Raw genomic sequence first — 17,853 nt, 5'->3', positions numbered from 1 at the left:
GCCCCGTCCCCCGACCATCACCAAGACCGCGCCAGCCTAGCCAGAACATCACGAAGCACCACAGCCCAGACGCGTTGCCGACAGCGATCGGCACTCAGTTGTCAGGGAGGCGAGTCGACAGGCCGTCGGGTAACGCCGCACGCCCCCGTGACGGTGACAGCAGGCCGACTACGCGACGCGTACGGCGATGCCTCGGCGTAGTTTCGCCGCGTGACTGATCGCACCCCGGAACCCGGCAACGGCTACGCCCTGGCCCTGAGCCCTCAGGAGCTGGCGCGCTACCAGATCATGGCCGCGCAGGCGCGCGAGGACGAGGCGGCCGAATGGGCCGCGGCCGGGGTCGTCCCCGGCGCGCGGGTCGCCGACGTCGGCTGCGGCCCGGCCGCGATCGCGGTGACCCTCGCGGCCGCGGTCACCCCGGCCGGCACGGTGCACGCGGTGGACCGTGACCCGGCCGCGCTCGCCCTGGGCCGCCAGGTCGTCGCCGGCGCCGAGACCGGCAACGTGGTGCTCTCGGAGGGCTCCGCCGAGGCCAGCGGCCTACCCGCCGGCAGCTATGACACCGTCATGATGCGCCACGTGCTCGCCCACAACGGCGGCCGGGAGCAGGCGATCGTCGACCACCTCGCCACCCTGGCCAAGCCCGGCGGCTGGGTGTACCTGCTCGACATCGAGGCGTCCGCGATACGCCTGGTCGGCGACCCTCCGGCGGTGGCGGCGCTGGTCGAGCTCGACGACCGCTACCGGAGCTTTCATGCGGCGAAGGGCAACGACCTGTCCGTCGGCCTGCGTCTCGCCGGTCTTCTGCGCGCCGCCGGCCTGACGAGCGTGCACCAGCGGGGCTGGTACAGCATCATCGATCCGCCGCCCGGTCTGCGTCCGCCGGCCTGGGCTGCCGTCCCCGCGATGACGGCCGCCGGCCTCGTCGACGCCGACGACGTCGCCCGGTGGGAGAAGGCGTTCACCGAGCTGGACGCCGCCGTCGAACGCCCCACCATGTTCGTCCCGGTCTTCTCGGCGCGGGCCCAGCGACCCGCCCGTTAGCTGCCGGTCTCCGCTGACGCCCGGCGGCGGAAGGTCCCGGTCTCGACCACCAGCTGCCTGTCAGCTGTCCAGTCCGACCAGTGCCCCGAGCCGGGCCCGGTGGGTGTCCGGCGTGCCGAACGCGATCTGGTCGGCCTTGGCCCGCTTGAGGTACAGGTGTACCGGATACTCCCAGGTCATCCCGATACCACCGTGGAGCTGCACCGCCTCCTCGGCGGCGGTGACCGCGAGGTCGCTGCAGTAGGCCTGCGCCACCGCAGTGGCCACCGGGAGATCCAGGTCGCCGGCCGCCAGGGCGGCGGCGGCGTGGCGGGCGGCGGCGTTCATGGACTCGACGCCGGTGTACAGGTCGGCGAGACGGTGCTTGAGGGCCTGGAACCCACCCAGTGCCCGGCCGAACTGCCGGCGTTCCCGGAGGAAGGCCACCGTCGTGTCGAGACACCAGCGGGCCACCCCCAGCTGTTCGGAGGCGAGGAGCGCGGCCCCGGCCTCCAGTGCGCGGCGTAGCGCGGGCTCGGCGTCACCGAGCACGAGCTCGCCGGGGGCGTCGGCGAGGGTGACGTCCGCGAGCTGGCGGGTCATGTCCAGCGAGACGACCGGGGTCACCTCGGCGACGGCGGTGTCGACGGCGTACACGGCGATGCCGTCGGTCGTGCGGACCGGCACCAGCAGCACGTCGGCCTCCAGGGCCCCCGCCACGCTGGTGATGGTGCCGGTGAGCCGGCCCCCCGCCCCGACCCGGACCGACGGCAGTGGCCCGTCGGGAACGGTCGAGAGCGGCACCACGAGCGACGCGGTCGACGTCCCCGCGGCCAGCCGGGGCAGCAGGTCGGTCTGCGCCGCCAGGAGCAGGACGGTCGCGACGACGGAGCTGGTGAGGAACGGCACCGGCGCCGCGGCCCGGCCGAGCTCCTCCAGCACGACGGCGGCCTCACGGGCCGACGCCCCCGCACCGCCGCGGTCCTCGGGCACGAGCAGGCCGGCGAGGCCGAGGTCGACGGCCAGCGCCTTCCACAGCCCGTCCAGCCCGGACCGGTCGCCGTCGTAGACCGCGGTCACCGCGGCCGGGTCGCAGTGGTCGGCGAGCACGTTGCGCACGGAGGAGCGCAGGTCGTCCTCGACGTCGCTGTAGAGGAGGTCGAGGTCGCTCACCGGGGCAGCTCCTTCCAGGGGATGTCCTTGTCGACCCGCGGCTCGGCGGGCAGGCCGAGGAGCCGCTCGGCGATGATGTTGCGCAGGATCTCCGAGGTACCGCCCTCGATGGAGTTGCCTCTGGCGCGCAGGTAGCGGTAGCCGGCGTCCCGGCCGGTCATGTCGACCTTGTCGGGCCGGGTCATGCTCCAGTCGGAGTAGCGCAGACCGTCCTCACCGAGCAGCTCCAGTTCCAGCCCGCTGAGCTGCTGGTTGAGCCGGGCGAAGGTGAGTTTCATCGTCGCGCCCTCCGGGCCGGGCTGCCCGAGCGCGAGCTTCTGCCGCAGCCGCTGGCCGGTGAGCCGGGCGACCTCGGCCTCGACCCACAGCCCGAGCAGCCGGGCGTGCAGCTCGGGCGTCCGGCGCTGCGGGTTCGTCCGCCAGGTGTCGGCCACCGCCCCGATCATGCCGCTCTCCCGGAGCGCGGCCCGGCCGCCGATCGCCACCCGTTCGTTGTTCAACGTGGCGTTGGCGACCTTCCACCCCGCCCCTTCGGCGCCGAGCCGGTGGCTGTCGGGAATCGCCACGTCGGTGAGGAAGACCTCGTTGAACTCCGCCTCGCCGGTGATCTGGCGCAGCGGTCGGACGTCCACGCCGGGGTCGGTCATGTCGCACAGGAAGTAGGTCAGCCCGCCGTGTTTCGGCACGTCGGGGTTCGTGCGGGCGAGCAGGATCGCGAACCGGGCGTGGTGGGCACCCGAGGTCCACACCTTCTGCCCGTTGACCACCCAGGTGTCACCGTCGCGGACCGCGCGGGTGGCGACACCGGCCAGGTCGGAGCCGGCACCGGGCTCGCTGAAGAGCTGGCACCAGATCTCCTCGCCGGTCCACAGCGGGCGCAGGAAACGCTGTTTCTGCGCGTCGGTCCCGAACCTGAGGATGGTCGGCGCGGCCATCCCCAGGCCGATGCCGTTGGCCTTCTTTCTGTTGTCCGGCGCCCCGGCCTCGTCGAAGAGGCCGTCCACCTCGGCCTGCAGGGCCTGCGGCAGGCCGAGCCCGCCGAGGCCCGCGGGGAACGACACCCAGGCCAGCCCGGCGTCGAACCGCGCGCGGAGCCAGGTCAGGCGCTCCGTCGTCGCCGGGTCGTGCGCGGCGAGGAAGCGTTCCACCCGGCGGCGGAGTTCCTCAGGCAGGTCGTCGTTCATCGGGCCGGTCCCATGTCCTCACACTGATCGCTACTCATCGGGCAGGTCACGGTTCCTCCGCTCAACTCGGCTCCGTTCCGCTCCACTGAGCTCCGCTCCGCTCCGCTCAGCTCAGCCGCTCGAGGACCATCGCCATGCCCTGGCCCCCGCCGACGCACATCGTCTCCAGCCCGAACTGCCTGTCGCGGTCCCGCAGCGAGTTGATCAGTGTGCTGGTGATCCGGGCACCGGTCATGCCGAACGGGTGGCCGACCGCGATCGCGCCGCCGTTGACGTTCAGCCTGTCCTCGTCGATACCGAGCTCACGGGCCGAGGCGATCACCTGGGCGGCGAAGGCCTCGTTGATCTCGACCAGGTCGATGTCGTCGATGGTGAGGCCGGCCCGGGCCAGCGCCTGCTGGGAGGCCCGGACCGGGCCGAGGCCCATGATCTCGGGCGAGAGGCCCGTGACGCCGGTGGAGACGATCCGGGCCAGCGGTGTGATGCCCAGCGCCCTCGCCCTGACGTCCGACATGATCACCACCGCGGCGGCGCCGTCGTTGAGCGGGCAGCAGTTGCCGGCCGTGACCGTGCCGTCGGGACGGAACACCGGCTTCAGCGCCGCGACCGCCTCCAGCGTGACGCCGGCACGCGGCCCGTCGTCACGAGTGACCTGGGTGCCGTCGGGGAGGGTCACCGGGGTGATGTCACGGGCCCAGAAACCGTCCGCGATCGCCTTCTCCGCGAGATTCTGGCTGCGCACGCCGAAGGCGTCCTGATCGGCCCGGGTGACCCCCTTGAGCTCGGCGACGTTCTCGGCGGTCTGGCCCATCGCGATGTAGAGGTCGGGCAGCCGGCCCTCGTCACGGGGGTCGGCCCAGCTCTGGCCACCGGCGGCGAACGTCGCGGTGCGGGCCTGCGCCTGCGCGAACACGGGGTTGCGGGTGTCGGGCAGGTTGTCGGCGTTGCCCTTGAAGTACCGGCTCACGGTCTCGACCCCGACGGAGACGAACACGTCGCCCTCCCCCGCCCTGATCGCGTGCAATGCCATCCGGGTGCTCTGCAGGCTCGAGGAGCAGTAGCGGTTCACGGTGGTACCGGGCACCTGGTCCAGACCGGCCAGGACGGCGACGGCACGGCCCAGGTTGTTGCCCGCCTCCCCGGCCGGCTGGCCGCAGCCGAGCACCAGGTCGTCGATCTCGGCCGGGTCGAGTGCCGGCACCCTGTCCAGCGCCGCCCGCACCATCTGGACGGCGAGGTCGTCCGGACGCATGTCCTTCAGGGAGCCCTTCACCGCGCGGCCGATCGGCGAACGGGCGGTGGCGACGATCACGGCTTCCGGCATCGCGATTCCTTCCCTACGGACGAGGCGTTACCACGAACCAGGCGCTGCCTGGCTCCGCCTGATCCACTCCGCCACGGAACCTCGACGGGTCGCCACCATCCGCGGCCACATACCGTCTGGTCGGTATTGAGGATGCCGGGGGCGCCCCGGCGTGTCAACGGATACGGCGTGGAGTCAGCGCGGGGTCAGGCCGGCCAGCAGGAGGTCGGCGAACGACCGGCCGATCTCACGCTCGGAGAGCCTGCCGCGGGGCTTCCACCACATCGGCAGGTGGTGCACGGAACCGAAGAAGTAGTCGACGATCAGGTCCGCGTCCAGGTCGTCCCGGAAGGCGCCGCAGGCCTGCCCCTCCTCGATCATGGCGCGGAAGATCTGGTGGTAGCGCCGGCGTTCGCGGCGCACTTCCTTCCGCTTCTCCTCGTTCAGCTGGTGCAGCGACCGGAAGAAGATCGTGGCGCTCTCGAGGTTCTCGATCGTCGTGACCACCACGTCGGCGGCCGCCGCGTGCACACGTTCCCCGATCGGCCCCTCCTGGGCGGCGGCCTTCTCGAGCCGGGCCGTCTGCATGCGCAGGACCCGGCCGTAGATCTCGTAGAGCAGGTCGTCCTTGGAGCCGAAGTAGTGGTACATCGCGCCCTTGGTCACCCCGGCCGCCGCCACCACGTCCTGGACCGAGGTCCCCTCGAAGCCCTTCTCGGCGAACAGCCTGAGCGCGACGCCCAGCAGCCGCTCGGGCACCGTCCGCCCGTCGACCGTGGACGGCGGGCGGCCCACACGGCGCGCGGACTGGTCTGCCATCCGACCACTCCTCCTGGAGGCGACACGGCCAGCGTATGCGCATCCGACGGTGCGCCGGACCGCCGAGGCCGGACGGCGCCGGACGGCGCCGGGCGCCGCGGTTGGAGCCGACGGCCAGGTACTCCCCGGGCGGAATATTCGCATTGCTCGGCTACACGTGGCGCTCATATCGCCAGCCGGTGTCCAGCATCCAGAGCCGGTGGCGCGCTCCGGGGAGGGCTGCGGCCGCGGGGTCGCCGTACTCCTCGTCGCCATGCCACATCGCCACCAGTCCCTCCGCCACCCGGACGAACCGGGTTTCGAACAGTTCCGGCGGTGCGGCCGCAGCGGTGATGAGGGCGTCCTCGGCGCTGATGCAAGGGGCGAGCGTCCACAGCGTCACCCAGGTCGGGGGCAGCAGCTCGAGGTCGCCGCGGTCGCGCGCGACCAGGGCGTCCGCCGGCCGCGCCCAGCGGTGCTCGGTGATCTCACCGCCGTCCACGGTGACAGGCTGCTCGGGAGCGCGGCCGAGCAGAATCCAGGTGAGGAAGCGACGCGCCGCGGTGGCGGGCGGGCACCAGCGCGTCAGGGGGACCAGCGCGGCGCCGTCGATCACCAGGCCGGCCTCCTCCGCCGTCTCCCGCACGGCCGCCCGTCGGGCCGCCGCCAGCTCGGCGGACGCCGCCCCGACGATCTCCCCACCGCCGTCAGCGGCATCGGCGTCAGCGGCATCGACCCGCCCCCCTGGGAAGACCCAGGCACCTGGCGCGAAGGATGCGGTGAGGCTGCGCCGCAGCAGCAGTACCTCCGGCCCGGACGGCCGGTCACGCAGCAACACGGCGCTGGCGGCGGGCACGAGTAACGGTGGCTGTGTCATGCGGCCGATCGTAGGACCGTTCCCGGGGCGGATCCGCCGCCGAGCCCGGCGGCACCTCCGACGACGGGCCACCCTGCGCGATTAATGGAAACGATAACGGTTACGATGCTGGTCTGATCGCGGCAACGCCGCCACGACCTCGGAGCCCACCATGAAGATCGCCTTCGTCGGCAAGGGCGGCAGCGGGAAGACCACGCTCTCCGCGCTGCTCTGCCGCCACCTCGCCTCGCTCGGCCGCCCCGTCCTGGCCATCGACGCCGACATCAACCAGCACCTCGGCGCCGCCCTCGGCGCCGCGGACACCGCCGGCACCGTCGCGCCGCCGATGGGCGAGCACCTCGGCGAGATCAAGGACTACCTGCGCGGCAGCAACCCCCGCGTCCCGTCCGCCACCCTGATGGTCAAGACCACGCCACCCGGACCCGGATCACGCCTGCTGTCAGTCACGGAGACGAACCCGCTCTGGGAACGCTTCGGCACCGACGTCAACGGAGTCCGGCTGCTGGCAACCGGCGCGTTCACCGAGTCCGACCTCGGGGTCGCCTGCTTCCACTCCAAGCTCGGCGCCGTCGAACTGCTGCTCAACCACCTCACCGACGGTGCCGACGAGTACGTCGTCGTCGACATGACCGCCGGCGCCGACGCGTTCGCCTCCGGACTGTTCACCCGCTTCGACCACACCTTCCTGGTCAGCGAACCGACCAGGAAGGGCGTCGCCGTGCACCGCCAGTACCGCGAGTACGCCACCGGCTTCGACGTCACGATGTCCGTCCTCGGCAACAAGATCACCGACGCGGCGGACGTCACGTTCCTCCGCGACCAGGTCGGCGACGATCTACGCGTCTGCTTCCACCAGTCCGCCCCCGTCCGGGCCCTCGAACAGGGCCGCCCGTTCCACCTCGACGACCTCGAACCGGCCAACCGGGCAGCCCTCCGCGAGCTGCAGGCCGCGGTCGACGCCACCATCCGTGATCCGCGGCGTTTCCTCACCCAGATGCACGAGATCCACCGCCGCAACGCCCACGCCTGGGCCAACGACAGCACCGGAACCGATCTCACCACCCAGATCGACCCCGACTACCGACCCCCGTACCCGCCGGCTCCCACGCCGCGCGGCGTCGCCGCCAACCCCGCCGGCCAGGGCGCTGTCACCGTGTGAGCCGGCGCCGCCCGGACTGGCACGTGGTCGGTCGTGGTCGGTCAGTCGTGGAGGCGGCTGATCATGCCGTCGGGGCCCACGCGGCGGACCGTCACGCCCGTCTCGCCGATGTAGAGGACCCCCGCGGCATCGACGAGGACCCGGGCGGGTGCCCACAGCCGGGCGGCGGTGGCGGGGCCGCCGTCGCCGCCCGACCCGAGCTCACCGGTGCCGGCCACGGTCGTCACGGCCCCGCGCGGATCGACGCGGCGCACCCGGTTCGCGCCGGACTCGGCGACGTAGAGGTTCCCGGCTATGTCCACCGCGAGCGCGGACGGACCGCTGGGCAGCTGCCACGTGCCCTCGCCGCCGTCGGGGGCGGCGGCGAGGGTGCGGACCGGGACCGTGTCGTCCGGGTCGAGGACCTGCACCCGGTCGACGCTGTAGTCGGCGAGGAAGACCCGCCCGTCATGCACCTCGATGTCCCCGATGCTGGCCGCCACCACCGGGACGGCGGCCTCCGCGGGCTCCGGGTCGTCGACCGTGCCGGGCGCCAGGGTGCGGCCGACGGCCCGGGCCACGCCGCTGCGGTCGACCCGGAACACTTTGCCCGCGCCGGTGAAGTACAGGTCGCCGCCGGTGTCGACGGCGATCGGCCCGGACACCAGCCCCAGCGAGACCTCGGTGGCGCGGGAGCCGTCCCGTAGCGAGCCGGTCCCGCCGCCGACCACCGTGGTGATCACCCCGTCGGTGCCGATGCGGCGGATCCGCTGGTTGCCACCGTCCGCGAGGTAGACGGTGCCGTCCGGGCCGACCGCGACGTCGGTCACGCCCCGCAGCCGCGCCGCGGGCGCCGGCCCGCCATCCCCCGTCGAGCCCTCGACGCCGGTACCGGCCACGGCGGACACCGTCCCGTCCAGGCTCAGGCGCAGCAGCCGGTTCCCCGCCCGGTCGACCGCGTAGAAGCCACCGGGCGGGGCGAGCGCCCAGGCCTCGATGGCGTCCAGGACCGGCGGCACGGGCGCGGCGGCCGGCGGTGCGGCGCCCGGGGACGGTTCACCGCCCGTGGATCCCCGCCCCGCGGCGGACTGGTCACCGCCGCGGGAGAGCAGGACAGCCGCGGCGGCGACCACCGCCACGAGCGCGGCCGCCACGGCGACGGCCGCGCGACGCCGGACCCGACCGCGGCCGGCGGCGTACGGGGTGCCCTCGAACAGGTTGCGCGACGCGGCAGCCCCCGGGTGCCGGCCCGGGTGGGAGGGCAGCGGCGGCACAGCACTGTCGGGGGGCAGCTCGGTGGACGTGCCCGGGCCCGGGCCGGACGTCGGCGCGGCGGCGGCATGGTCCGGGCGGGTGGTGGGAGCGGGTGCCGGGGTGAAGCGTGGCGCGGCACCGGTCTCGGCGGTCGCGGGGGTGGCGGCGGATTCGGGGAGGTGGATGACCAGGCTGCTGTCCGCCGGCCAGCCTGGCCCGAACAGGCTGGCCGCGGCGGCGCCCAGCGCCTGGGCGAACGTGCGGGCGTCCGCCGGACGGTCGGCGGGGTTCTTCGCCAGTGCCCGCAGCACGAGGTCGCGCACCGCCGGCGGGACGGCGGCGGGTACCGGCGGGTTCACCTCACGCTGGTGGCGCAGCAGCTCCGGCACGGACAGCGCGGCGTCGAACATCGGACGTCCGGCGACCAGCTCGTAGAGGACGGCGCCGAGCGCGTACAGGTCCGTCGCGGGGCCGACGGTCCCGCCGGCGATCTGCTCGGGCGCCATGTAGCGGGGGGAGCCGACGACCCGGCTGGCCGTGCCCGCCGCGCCGTCGAGGATCTTCCCGATGCCGAAGTCGGCGAGCTTGGGCTGCCCGGTCTCGGTGAACAGGATGTTGTCGGGTTTGATGTCGCGGTGCAGCACCCCGTGCGCGTGGGCGTGCGCGAGCGCGTCGGCGACGGCGGCGCCGACCGCGAGGGCGGCCGCGGCGGACAGCCGGTGCCGCGCCAGGGTGCCGCCGCCGAGCATCTCCATCACCAGCAGGCACAGGTCGTCCTGCACGACACAGTCGTAGATCCGCACGATGTGTGGATGGTCGAGACGGCTGAGGATCCGTGCCTCGGCGCGGAACCCGCGCTCGGCCGCCGACGGGGCGACGAGTACCTTGACCGCGACCGTGCGGTCGAGGTCGAGGTGCCGCCCGGCGAGGACGAGACCGAACGAGCCGGCGCCGAGCTGCTCGCCGAGGCTGTAGCGGGGCAGCGCCCGGGCGATGCGGGCGCGGTCGACGGCGGGCACGGCGTGCCGCCCTACCGGACCCGCACGGCGCGGACCCGGCCGTCCACCGCGTCGGTGATGTAGAGGTTGCCGGCCTGGTCCAGGGTCAGGCCGCCGGGGTAGACCAGTTCGGCGTCGGCGGCCGGCCCGCCGTTGCCCGAGTACTTCGACACGCCCGTTCCGGCGAGGGTGGTGATGGTCCCGTCGGGGGTGATGCGCCGCACCCGGTGGTTACCCGGGTCGGAGAGATAGACGATACCGGCGGCATCGACCTCGACATCGGCGCCGACCGTGTTGATGGCGGCGCGGGCCGCCGGTCCCCCGTCGCCGCTGAAGCCCTCCTGCCCGGTGCCGGCGACGGTACTGATCACACCCGCCGGGTCGATGCGACGCAGCCGGTAGTTGTCCTGGTCCACGACGTACAGGCTGCCGTCGGGGCCGTGGGCCAGCGCACACGGGTAGCTGAACCGGGCGGCGGCGGCCGGGCCGCCGTCACCGGTGCCGTCACCGGCGTCCCCGGACGCGCCCGTGCCGGCGACGGTGGTGATGATCCCGTCCAGGCCGATCCGGCGGATCCGGTTGTTCTCCCCGTCGGCGACGAGCAGGCTTCCGCCCGGCTCCAGCAGGACCGTGTTCGGGTAGTTGAGCATCGCGTCCACCGCCGCGACGCCGTCCCCGGAGTAGGTGAGGCCGTCCTCGCTGACCTCCCCGGCGAAACCGAAGTCGTCCCGGCCGGCGATGGTGGTGATGATCCCGTCGACGCCGACCCGGCGGATGCGGTGGTTGGCCCTGTCCGCGATGAACAGCGTGCCGTCGGGGGCCACCGCGACGCTGGACGGGCTGTCCAGCGAGGCGCCGGTGGCCGGCCCGCCGTCCCCGGACCAGCCGGCCGTCCCGTTGCCGGCCACGGTGGTGATCAGGCCCGCGCGGTCGATGCGGCGGACCCGGTGGTTGTCGCTGTCGGCGACGTAGACCGCGCCGCGGGCGGCATCGACGGTCAGGTCGCTGGCCGAGTCGAACTCGGCCTGCGCGGCCGGCCCGCCGTCGCCGGAGAAGCCGTCCGACCCGGCGCCGAACACGGTCGTGATCGTGTTCGGCGCCAGCGCCGGCTGCCAGGCGGGGGGCGGTGCGGGCCGCGCCGGCGGGGCCGGATCGGGCCGGCCCCATACCGCCCAGCCGGTGCCGCCGCCGGCGAGCAGCGCCAGCGCGACGGCCGCCGCCGTCACCGCCACGGGCACCCGCCCGCCTGCCAGACCTCCCCTGCCCGGGCCGCCCGTGTCGGCTGTGCCGGGCACTCCGGCGGGGGTGCCGGCCGGAGTGCCGGCGGCCGCGGTGGGCCCGGACCGGTCCTGGGGGCGGGGCAGCCGGGGCAGCCGCCGGGTGGTGAGCTGGCGGACGTCCGCCCCGAGGTGGACGGGGAGGCCGGCCCGGTCGAGCCAGTGCCGGCCGAACACACTGGTGGCGGCCCTGGCCAGCTCGAGGGCGAACATCCGGGCCCCGGCCGGCCGGTCCTCGGGCCGCTTGGCCAGGCAGCGCAGCAGCAGCGCCCCCAGCGGAGCGGGCACGCCCGGCGGAGGTGGCGGGACGACCTCGGTGTGGTGGCGCAGCAGCACCGGCAGGGGCAGCTCGGGCGGAGCCAGCCGGGTGCCGGTGAACAGCTCGTAGAGCACGACCCCGAGCGCGTACAGGTCGGTCGCGGGGCCGAGCCGCTGGCCGGTGATCTGCTCGGGTGCCATGTAGCGCGGGGTGCCCACCACCCGGCTGGCGGTGGACGCCGACCCCTCGAAGACCTTGGAGATCCCGAAGTCGGTGAGCTTGGGCTGCCCGTCCCGGGTGAACAGGATGTTGGCCGGTTTGATGTCACGGTGCAGCACCCCGTGCGCGTGGGCGTGCGTGAGGGCGTCGGCCACCGCGAGGCCGACCGCGCAGGCCGCCTCCGGGCGCAGCGCCCGGTGCGCCAGGGTGCCGCCGGAGAGCAGCTCCATCACCAGCAGACACAGGTCGCCGCGCACGACACAGTCGTAGGTCCGCACGATGTGCGGGTGGTCGAGCCGGCTGAGCAGCCGGGCCTCGGTACGGAAGTCCACCGCCGCGCCCGGGTCCGGGCTGGTGAGGACCTTGACGGCGACGGGGCGGTCGAGCTCCTGGTGGTAGCCCGCGAGAACCAGCCCGAAGGCCCCCGACCCCAGCTCGCCGCCGATCCCGTAGCCCGGCAGGGCGGCGGCCACGCGCCCGCGGTCGACAACCGGCACCGCTCACCTCCCGTCCTCGATCTCCTCGATCGTCTCGTCTCGTCTCGTCTCGTCCTGGTCTGGTCCTGGTCCTGGTCCTCGGAGCGATCCCACCGCGCCCGCCTGTTCCCCGCCGTCCGGTGCCGCCGCCCACCGCACCGCCCGCACGGCGGGCGGTGCGGGCGGTGCGGTGGGCCCGGCGCCGGGTCAGCCGGGGCCGGTCAGGTGCACGTGCAGCACCAGGTTGCGGCGGCGGTCGGTGACGAAGAGGTCTCCGGTCGGGTCGAGCGCGACGGGACCGTCCGGGCTGATCGCCGTCGGGTCGACGTCGTCGCGCTTGCCCGGGCGGGCGGTGCCCGCGACCGTGGTGATCACACCGTCGGCGTCGACCCGGCGGATCCGCCGGTTGGTGCGGTCGGTGATGTACAGGACATCCTGGGCGTCGAGCGCGACCCCCCGCGGGGCGCGCAGGGTGGCCTCGGTGGCGGGCCCGCCGTCGCCGGAGTAGCCCGGCCGGCCGGTGCCGGCCACCGTCTCGATCACCCCGTCCAGCCCGATCCGACGGATCCGGTTGTTGTCCGAGTCGGCGATGTAGAGCCGGCCGAAATGGTCCAGCGCCACGCTGATCGGGAATGCCAGCAGCGCCTCGGACGCCGGGCCGCCGTCGCCCGCCGAACCCTCACCATCCGTTCCGGCCAGGGTGGTGATGATCCCGTCGGGGGTGACACGGCGGATCCGGTTGTTCCCGGAGTCGGCGATGAACACGGTGCCGTCGCGGCCGGCGGCGACCCCGCCCGGGTACCACAGCGCGGCGTCGGTGGCCCGGCCACCGTCGCCGCCGAACGCGTGCTCGCCGTTGCCGGCGACGGTGGTGATGATCCCGGCCGGATCCACCCGGCGGATCCGCTGGTTGAAGGTGTCGGCGATGAGGATGTTGCCGGCCGAGTCGAGCGCCAACGCCGAGGGATGGCTCAGCTGGGCCTGGGTCGCCGGCCCGCCGTCGCCGGCGAAACCCTCCACGCCGGTCCCGGCGACCGTGATGATGGTGCCGTCCGCCGAGATCCGCCGGATCCGGTTGTTGCCGAAGTCGGCGACGTAGATGTTGCCGGCCCAGTCGGCGACCATGCCGAAGGGCCCGTCGAGGGCCGCCGAGCCGGCCGGCCCGCCGTCGCCGGCGAACCCGGCGGTGCCGGTGCCGGCCACCGCGACCACCGGGAAGGGCGGCGGCGCGGGCAGCGGAGGCGGCGGGCCGGCGGGTGCGGCCGGCCCGGGACCGCTGTTCCCCGCGGGCGGCCGCGGCGGGGCAGCCGCGTCGCCGCCGCCCGCCAGCGGAATCGTCAGCGCGGCCACGGCCCCGGCGAACGCCACTCCCGCCGCGGCCAGGATCGCCGCCCGCCGCGTCCGCGCGGACGACTGCTCCCGTCCGGGGGGTTCAGGTAGCCCGCCCGGGTCGGAGAGCAACGGCGGGTGGCCCGGATCGGCGGATGGGGATGGCGGTGGGAGTGGCGCGCCCGGCCCGGTGTGGCCCGGCCCGGTGTGGCCCGGTGCGGGGATGGCGGGCGGGACGGGGTCGGGTAACAGGGAGGTGACCGGCGGCAGTGGTGGATCCCCCAGCCGGGTGGTGCGCTCCGCCGGATCATCATCCTGGCTCTGGCCCGCCTCCGCGATGGCCGGGGCTGCCCCCACCCGGGGGGCGGCACCCGCCGGCGCCGCGGCGGTCGCCTGCTCCCGCAGGCCCGCGCTGATCTGCAGCGGGACACCGGCCTGGGCGAGCCAGTCGCGGCCGTAGTCCACCTGGGCAGCGTCGGCCAGCTCCATCGCGAACGGACCCGGGCCGCGGTGCCGTTCCCCCGGCTCCTTCGCCAACGCCCGGGCCAGCACCGCCGCGACCGTCGGCGGCACCCCCGGCGGAGGCGGCGGCACCACCTCGCAGTGATGGAGGAACAGCTCCGGCGCGGTCAGCCCGGCACCGAACAGCGGCGCTCCGGCCAGCAGCTCGTACAGGGCCGCGGCCAGGCCGTACACGTCGGTGGCGGGCAGCAGCCGACCGCCCGTGACCTGCTCGGGTGCCAGGTACTGGGCGGTGCCGACGACCTGCCCGGCCACCGGCGCGGTGCCCGCCAGCAGCCCGGCGACCCCCACGTCGGTGAGCACCGGGCGCCCGTCCGCCGTGAACAGGACGTTGGCGGGTTTCACATCCAGGTGCAGCACCCCGGCGGCGTGGGCGTGCATCAGCGCGTCGGCGACAGCCACCGCCACGGCCACCGCGGCCGGTGGGGTCAGGTTCTGGCGGGCCAGCGTGCCGCCGGGCAACAGATCCGTCACCAGGACGCACAGCCCGTCCACCGGGACGACGTCGAGCACCCGGCACAGGTGGGGATGCGCCAGGCCGGTCAGCACCCCCGCCTCCGCCGCCGGATCGACCGCCGGCACCGGGCCGGCGCCCAGATCGAGGATCTTGACAGCCACGTCGAGGCTCCGGCCGGCCTGGTCGCCGCCGTCGCCCGGTGCTGTTCCCACGGGCAGCCCGACCGCCTCCACGGAGGTCGCGGGCAGCTGCTGCGCGGCGAGCACCAGGCCGACGCTGCCGCTGCCCAGCTCCCGGCCGAGGCGGTAGCCCGGCAGTGCCGCGGCCACCCGCGCACGATCGATGATCGGCACTGCCCGGCCTCCCCGTCGCCGTCCCACCATCCGGCGGCGCGGCCCGCCGCGCCGCTTCCACCACCGAGCCTGTCCGCCCCCCGAAGTGCAGGATGCTAGCAAAAGCTCCCAGACCGACCACCGGCGCGTGGCGGTATCACCCCCTCCTCCGACCAGACCATGCCGTGGGCCGGGTACCGGACGCCGACGGCGGGCAGGATGAACGGCATGCGGGTGGAACTGGAACGCAGCGGCGGGCTCGCCGGGATGACCCGGCGGGCCGTCCTGAACACAGCGGATCTCGACCCGGCCCTGGCACAGGCCGCCGAGACAGCACTCGACGCGCTGCCGTGGGACCAACCACCCGCCCCGGCCACCACCCGGGACACGTTCCAGTTCACCGTCCGGCTCCTCGACGGCGCGGGCCACGGCCGCACGGCCGTCATCCCCGAATCGGTGCTGCCGCCGGCGCTGCGACCGCTCACCGACCAGCTCGCCACCCGCCGCGCGCCCCGTCCCTGACGGCCCCCCGCCCGGCCGGGGGTAGGCCGCGCCCGGCGGCGGGAACACCCAGGGGCACGCCGACTGCGGCCCGCCCGACGTCCGTCCCCGGGCCGGGGCGGGTGGGCGATACAGGCACAGGCACCGAACGGGGGGCTAGGCGAATGTGTCGACTCCTGGGGCTCACCAGCGCCCCCACCCGCGCGCGGGCGACCTTCTGGCTGCTCGACGCACCCGACAGCCTTGATCAGCAGAGCCACCGCAACCCCGACGGCACCGGCCTGGGCGTCTTCGACACCGCCGGCCACCCCGACGTCTTCCGCGCCCCGATCGCGGCCTGGGAGGACCGGCAGTTCGCCGCCGAGGCCCGGCACCGCCACTCGACCACGTTCGTCGCCCACGTCCGCCACGCCTCCACCGGCTCCCTGGCGGTCCGCAACACCCACCCGTTCAGCCAGGACGGACGCCTCTTCGCCCACAACGGCGTCATCGAGGACCTGGACCGCCTCGACGCCCACCTCGGCCCAGCCCGCGACCTCGTCGCCGGCGACACCGACTCCGAGCGCTTCTTCGCCCTGATCACCGCCGAGACCGCCCGCGCCGGCGGTGACCTGGGCCGCGGCATCACCGCGGCGGCACGCTGGGTCGCCGCGAACCTGCCCGTCTACAGCATCAACCTGGTGGTGACCACCCCGACCGAACTGTGGGCCCTGCGCTACCCGGACACCAACACGCTCTACCTGCTGCGCCGCCAGCCCGGCGGCCACCACGGCGGGCGTCCGCTGGACCACGTCGACGCCGCGGGCACCACCCGGCTGCGCTCGACGGACCTCGCCGCCGCAGCCTCCGTCGTGGTCGCCAGCGAACCGATGGACGAACATCCCGACTGGCGGGCGCTGCGCCCGGGTGAGCTGGTGCGTGTCCTGCCCGGTCAGATCACCACCACCCGGATCACCCTGCCCGACCCGCCCGCGTACCCGCTCACCCTGGCGGATCTGCGCCCCGAAGCCGCCGCCTCCCAGAGCGCCGGTTCCCACGCCGCGACGTCCCAGGCCACGACGTCCCAGGCCGCAGGGACCGATGGTCCGGCTGCTGCCGGCACCAGCGACACCCGCCCGACCCGTGACGCTCGGTAACGTGGTCGTGTGACGACCGTCGATGCCGCGTTCCAGGCGGCCGCCGAACTGGCCCGGGCCGACAGCGGCCTGGCCGTCATCTCCACTCTGCGGGCGGACGGGACCATCCAGGCGTCGGTGGTCAACACCGCTTTCCTGCCCGCTCCGCTGCTGCCCGTCCCACCCGGCCCGCCGGGCCCGCTGGTCGCGTTCGTGACCTACGGCCGGGTGAAACTCGCCCACCTGCGTCGGCGGCCCCAGATCAGCGTGACCGTCCCGGTGGGCCACCGTCGAGGGAACCGCCAGTCTCGTCGGACCGGACGATCCGCACCCCGCGGTGGACGCCGACCGGCTCCGGCTGCTGCTCCGCGAGATCTTCACCGCGGCTGGTGGCACCCACGACGACTGGGACGCCTACGACCGGGTCATGGCCGAGCAACGACGCACCGCCGTCTTCGTCACCCCGTCCCGGATCTACGGCCCCTGACCCGGCCGACCGGTTGCCTTACCTCGACAGGGGCGGCAGCTCGCTCAGCAGCGGCGCGAGGACGTCCCCGGCCCGGCTGACCGCGGCGTCGTCGACGTCGAGATGGGTCACGATCCGCGCGGTCGTCGGGCCGACGGTGCCGACGAGCACCCCGCCGGCCGCCGCCCGCCCCGCGAACGCGTGGGCGTCGGGGACCTCCACCAGCACCATGTTGGTCTCGGTCAGCTCCGGGTGGACCCGGCCCGGGGCCGCGTCCGCGAGCAGCACCGCCAGCTCGCCGGCCCGCCGGTGGTCGTCCGCCAGCCGCTCGAGGTGATGGCGCACCGCGTACAGGCCCGCCGCGGCGAGCACCCCGGCCTGCCGCATCCCGCCACCGAGCCGCTTGCGCCACTCCCGGGCCCGCTCGACCAGATCGGCGTCCCCCACGACCAGCGAGCCGACGGGCGCGCCCAGCCCCTTCGACAGGCACACCGACAGCGTCCCGAAGATCTCCCCCAGCCGGCCCGGTGGCACCCCGAGCGCCACCGCCGCGTTCCACAGCCGCGCCCCGTCGCAGTGCAGCACCACCCCGGCCTGGTCGGTGATCGCGCGCAGCCGCTCCAGCCGCCCCAGCTCCCACCCCCGGCCACCGGCCCGGACCTGGGTGTTCTCCACCGCCAGCACACTCGTGCGGATCATGTTGTACGTCTGCCCGCCCGGGAACGCGCGCAGCTGCGCCGCCACCTCCGCCAGGTCGAGGGTGTCGGCGAGGCCGGTCAGGGTGCGGGTCTGCACGCCGCCGAGCGCGGCGAGCCCACCCAGCTCGTAGGTCACGATGTGCGCGTCGACGTCCGCGACGATCTCGGTGCCGGCCGGGGCGCTGGCCCGCAGCGCACAGAAGTTCCCCATCGTCCCGCTCGGGACGAACAACGCCGCCTGGTGCCCCAGCAGCCCGGCGACATGCTCCTCCAGCGCCCGCACGGAGGGATCCTCCCGGTAGACGTCGTCGCCCACCTCGGCCCGCGCCATCGCCTGGCGCATGCCGGGTGTCGGACGGGTCACGGTGTCACTGCGCAGATCGACGCTCACGGCCCCGACGTTAGCCCGCCCTCCCTCGGGGACCATCCGAGGGTGCGGGGGCCGTCCCGCGTC

The 17,853-nt window shown here is 74.6% G+C and carries 13 protein-coding genes and 1 pseudogene; 5 read left to right on the top strand and 9 right to left on the bottom strand.

The window, feature by feature from the left end:
* Positions 1-210: 210 nt before the first annotated feature.
* Positions 211-1,044, top strand: a complete 834-nt coding sequence (locus tag B207_RS0127950; RefSeq protein ID WP_018640003.1) for a methyltransferase domain-containing protein — start codon at positions 211-213, stop codon at positions 1,042-1,044.
* A 60-nt stretch (positions 1,045-1,104) separates the two neighbouring features.
* On the opposite strand, the gene B207_RS0127945 is transcribed toward B207_RS0127950, so the two are convergent.
* The 5 genes from B207_RS0127945 to B207_RS0127925 form a co-directional block, all read right to left on the bottom strand.
* Positions 1,105-2,196 (bottom strand): acyl-CoA dehydrogenase family protein, encoded by a 1,092-nt coding sequence (locus tag B207_RS0127945; RefSeq protein ID WP_018640002.1) that lies wholly within the window; start codon positions 2,194-2,196, stop codon positions 1,105-1,107.
* Positions 2,193-3,380, bottom strand: a complete 1,188-nt coding sequence (locus B207_RS0127940) for an acyl-CoA dehydrogenase family protein (RefSeq protein ID WP_018640001.1) — start codon at positions 3,378-3,380, stop codon at positions 2,193-2,195. The genes B207_RS0127945 and B207_RS0127940 overlap by 4 nt, the downstream gene beginning before the upstream one ends.
* Positions 3,381-3,486: 106 nt before the next feature.
* A complete protein-coding gene (locus B207_RS0127935) occupies positions 3,487-4,704 on the bottom strand; it encodes an acetyl-CoA C-acetyltransferase (protein ID WP_018640000.1) in 1,218 nt (405 codons plus the stop codon).
* A gap of 174 nt (positions 4,705-4,878) precedes the next feature.
* Complete coding sequence (locus B207_RS0127930) at positions 4,879-5,502, bottom strand: TetR/AcrR family transcriptional regulator (protein WP_018639999.1); 624 nt, start codon at positions 5,500-5,502, stop codon at positions 4,879-4,881.
* A 151-nt stretch (positions 5,503-5,653) separates the two neighbouring features.
* Complete coding sequence (locus tag B207_RS0127925) at positions 5,654-6,358, bottom strand: NUDIX hydrolase (RefSeq protein ID WP_026311521.1); 705 nt, start codon at positions 6,356-6,358, stop codon at positions 5,654-5,656.
* Positions 6,359-6,509: 151 nt separating this feature from the next.
* Here B207_RS0127925 and B207_RS0127920 point away from each other — a divergent pair, with 151 nt between their 5' ends.
* Entirely contained in the window at positions 6,510-7,517 is a 1,008-nt protein-coding gene (locus tag B207_RS0127920; RefSeq protein ID WP_018639997.1) for an ATP-binding protein, read from the top strand.
* A gap of 41 nt (positions 7,518-7,558) precedes the next feature.
* Here B207_RS0127920 and B207_RS0127915 read toward each other — a convergent pair whose 3' ends face one another.
* The 3 genes from B207_RS0127915 to B207_RS42430 all read right to left on the bottom strand — a co-directional run bounded on the left by B207_RS0127915 (position 7,559) and on the right by B207_RS42430 (position 14,640).
* Entirely contained in the window at positions 7,559-9,769 is a 2,211-nt protein-coding gene (locus tag B207_RS0127915; protein ID WP_018639996.1) for a serine/threonine-protein kinase, read from the bottom strand.
* 11 nt (positions 9,770-9,780) lie between these two features.
* On the bottom strand, positions 9,781-12,000 hold the full coding sequence (locus B207_RS0127910) for a protein kinase domain-containing protein (RefSeq protein ID WP_018639995.1): 2,220 nt from the start codon (positions 11,998-12,000) through the stop codon (positions 9,781-9,783).
* A 186-nt stretch (positions 12,001-12,186) separates the two neighbouring features.
* Positions 12,187-14,640, bottom strand: a complete 2,454-nt coding sequence (locus tag B207_RS42430; RefSeq protein ID WP_018639994.1) for an NHL domain-containing protein — start codon at positions 14,638-14,640, stop codon at positions 12,187-12,189.
* Positions 14,641-14,847: 207 nt separating this feature from the next.
* Between B207_RS42430 and B207_RS0127900 the strand changes: the two genes are divergently transcribed.
* The 3 genes and pseudogenes from B207_RS0127900 (at position 14,848) to B207_RS43095 (ending at position 16,722) form a co-directional block, all read left to right on the top strand.
* A complete protein-coding gene (locus tag B207_RS0127900) occupies positions 14,848-15,141 on the top strand; it encodes a protealysin inhibitor emfourin (protein ID WP_018639993.1) in 294 nt (97 codons plus the stop codon).
* A 143-nt stretch (positions 15,142-15,284) separates the two neighbouring features.
* Positions 15,285-16,256 (top strand): class II glutamine amidotransferase, encoded by a 972-nt coding sequence (locus B207_RS0127895; RefSeq protein ID WP_018639992.1) that lies wholly within the window; start codon positions 15,285-15,287, stop codon positions 16,254-16,256.
* A 9-nt stretch (positions 16,257-16,265) separates the two neighbouring features.
* Positions 16,266-16,722: pseudogene (locus B207_RS43095) on the top strand (TIGR03618 family F420-dependent PPOX class oxidoreductase).
* An 18-nt stretch (positions 16,723-16,740) separates the two neighbouring features.
* Here the strand turns inward: B207_RS43095 and B207_RS0127885 are convergent.
* Positions 16,741-17,790: a threonine aldolase family protein gene (locus B207_RS0127885; protein ID WP_018639990.1), complete on the bottom strand. Its 1,050-nt coding sequence runs from the start codon at positions 17,788-17,790 to the stop codon at positions 16,741-16,743.
* Positions 17,791-17,853: the final 63 nt, after the last annotated feature.

The organism is Parafrankia elaeagni (assembly GCF_000374165.1).
In the GTDB taxonomy this organism is placed as follows: domain Bacteria; phylum Actinomycetota; class Actinomycetes; order Frankiales; family Frankiaceae; genus Parafrankia; species Parafrankia elaeagni.
This window is presented reverse-complemented; position numbering and strand designations above follow the sequence as displayed.

Bases quoted from the DNA above. Each gene is read 5' to 3' on its own strand.
- B207_RS0127940 (WP_018640001.1), bottom strand. From the start codon at position 3,380: ATGAACGACGACCTGCCTGAGGAACTCCGCCGCCGGGTGGAACGCTTC.
- B207_RS0127935 (WP_018640000.1), bottom strand. From the start codon at position 4,704: ATGCCGGAAGCCGTGATCGTCGCCACCGCCCGTTCGCCGATCGGCCGC.
- B207_RS0127930 (WP_018639999.1), bottom strand. From the start codon at position 5,502: ATGGCAGACCAGTCCGCGCGCCGTGTGGGCCGCCCGCCGTCCACGGTC.
- B207_RS0127925 (WP_026311521.1), bottom strand. From the start codon at position 6,358: ATGACACAGCCACCGTTACTCGTGCCCGCCGCCAGCGCCGTGTTGCTG.
- B207_RS0127920 (WP_018639997.1), top strand. From the start codon at position 6,510: ATGAAGATCGCCTTCGTCGGCAAGGGCGGCAGCGGGAAGACCACGCTC.
- B207_RS0127900 (WP_018639993.1), top strand. From the start codon at position 14,848: ATGCGGGTGGAACTGGAACGCAGCGGCGGGCTCGCCGGGATGACCCGG.
- B207_RS0127895 (WP_018639992.1), top strand. From the start codon at position 15,285: ATGTGTCGACTCCTGGGGCTCACCAGCGCCCCCACCCGCGCGCGGGCG.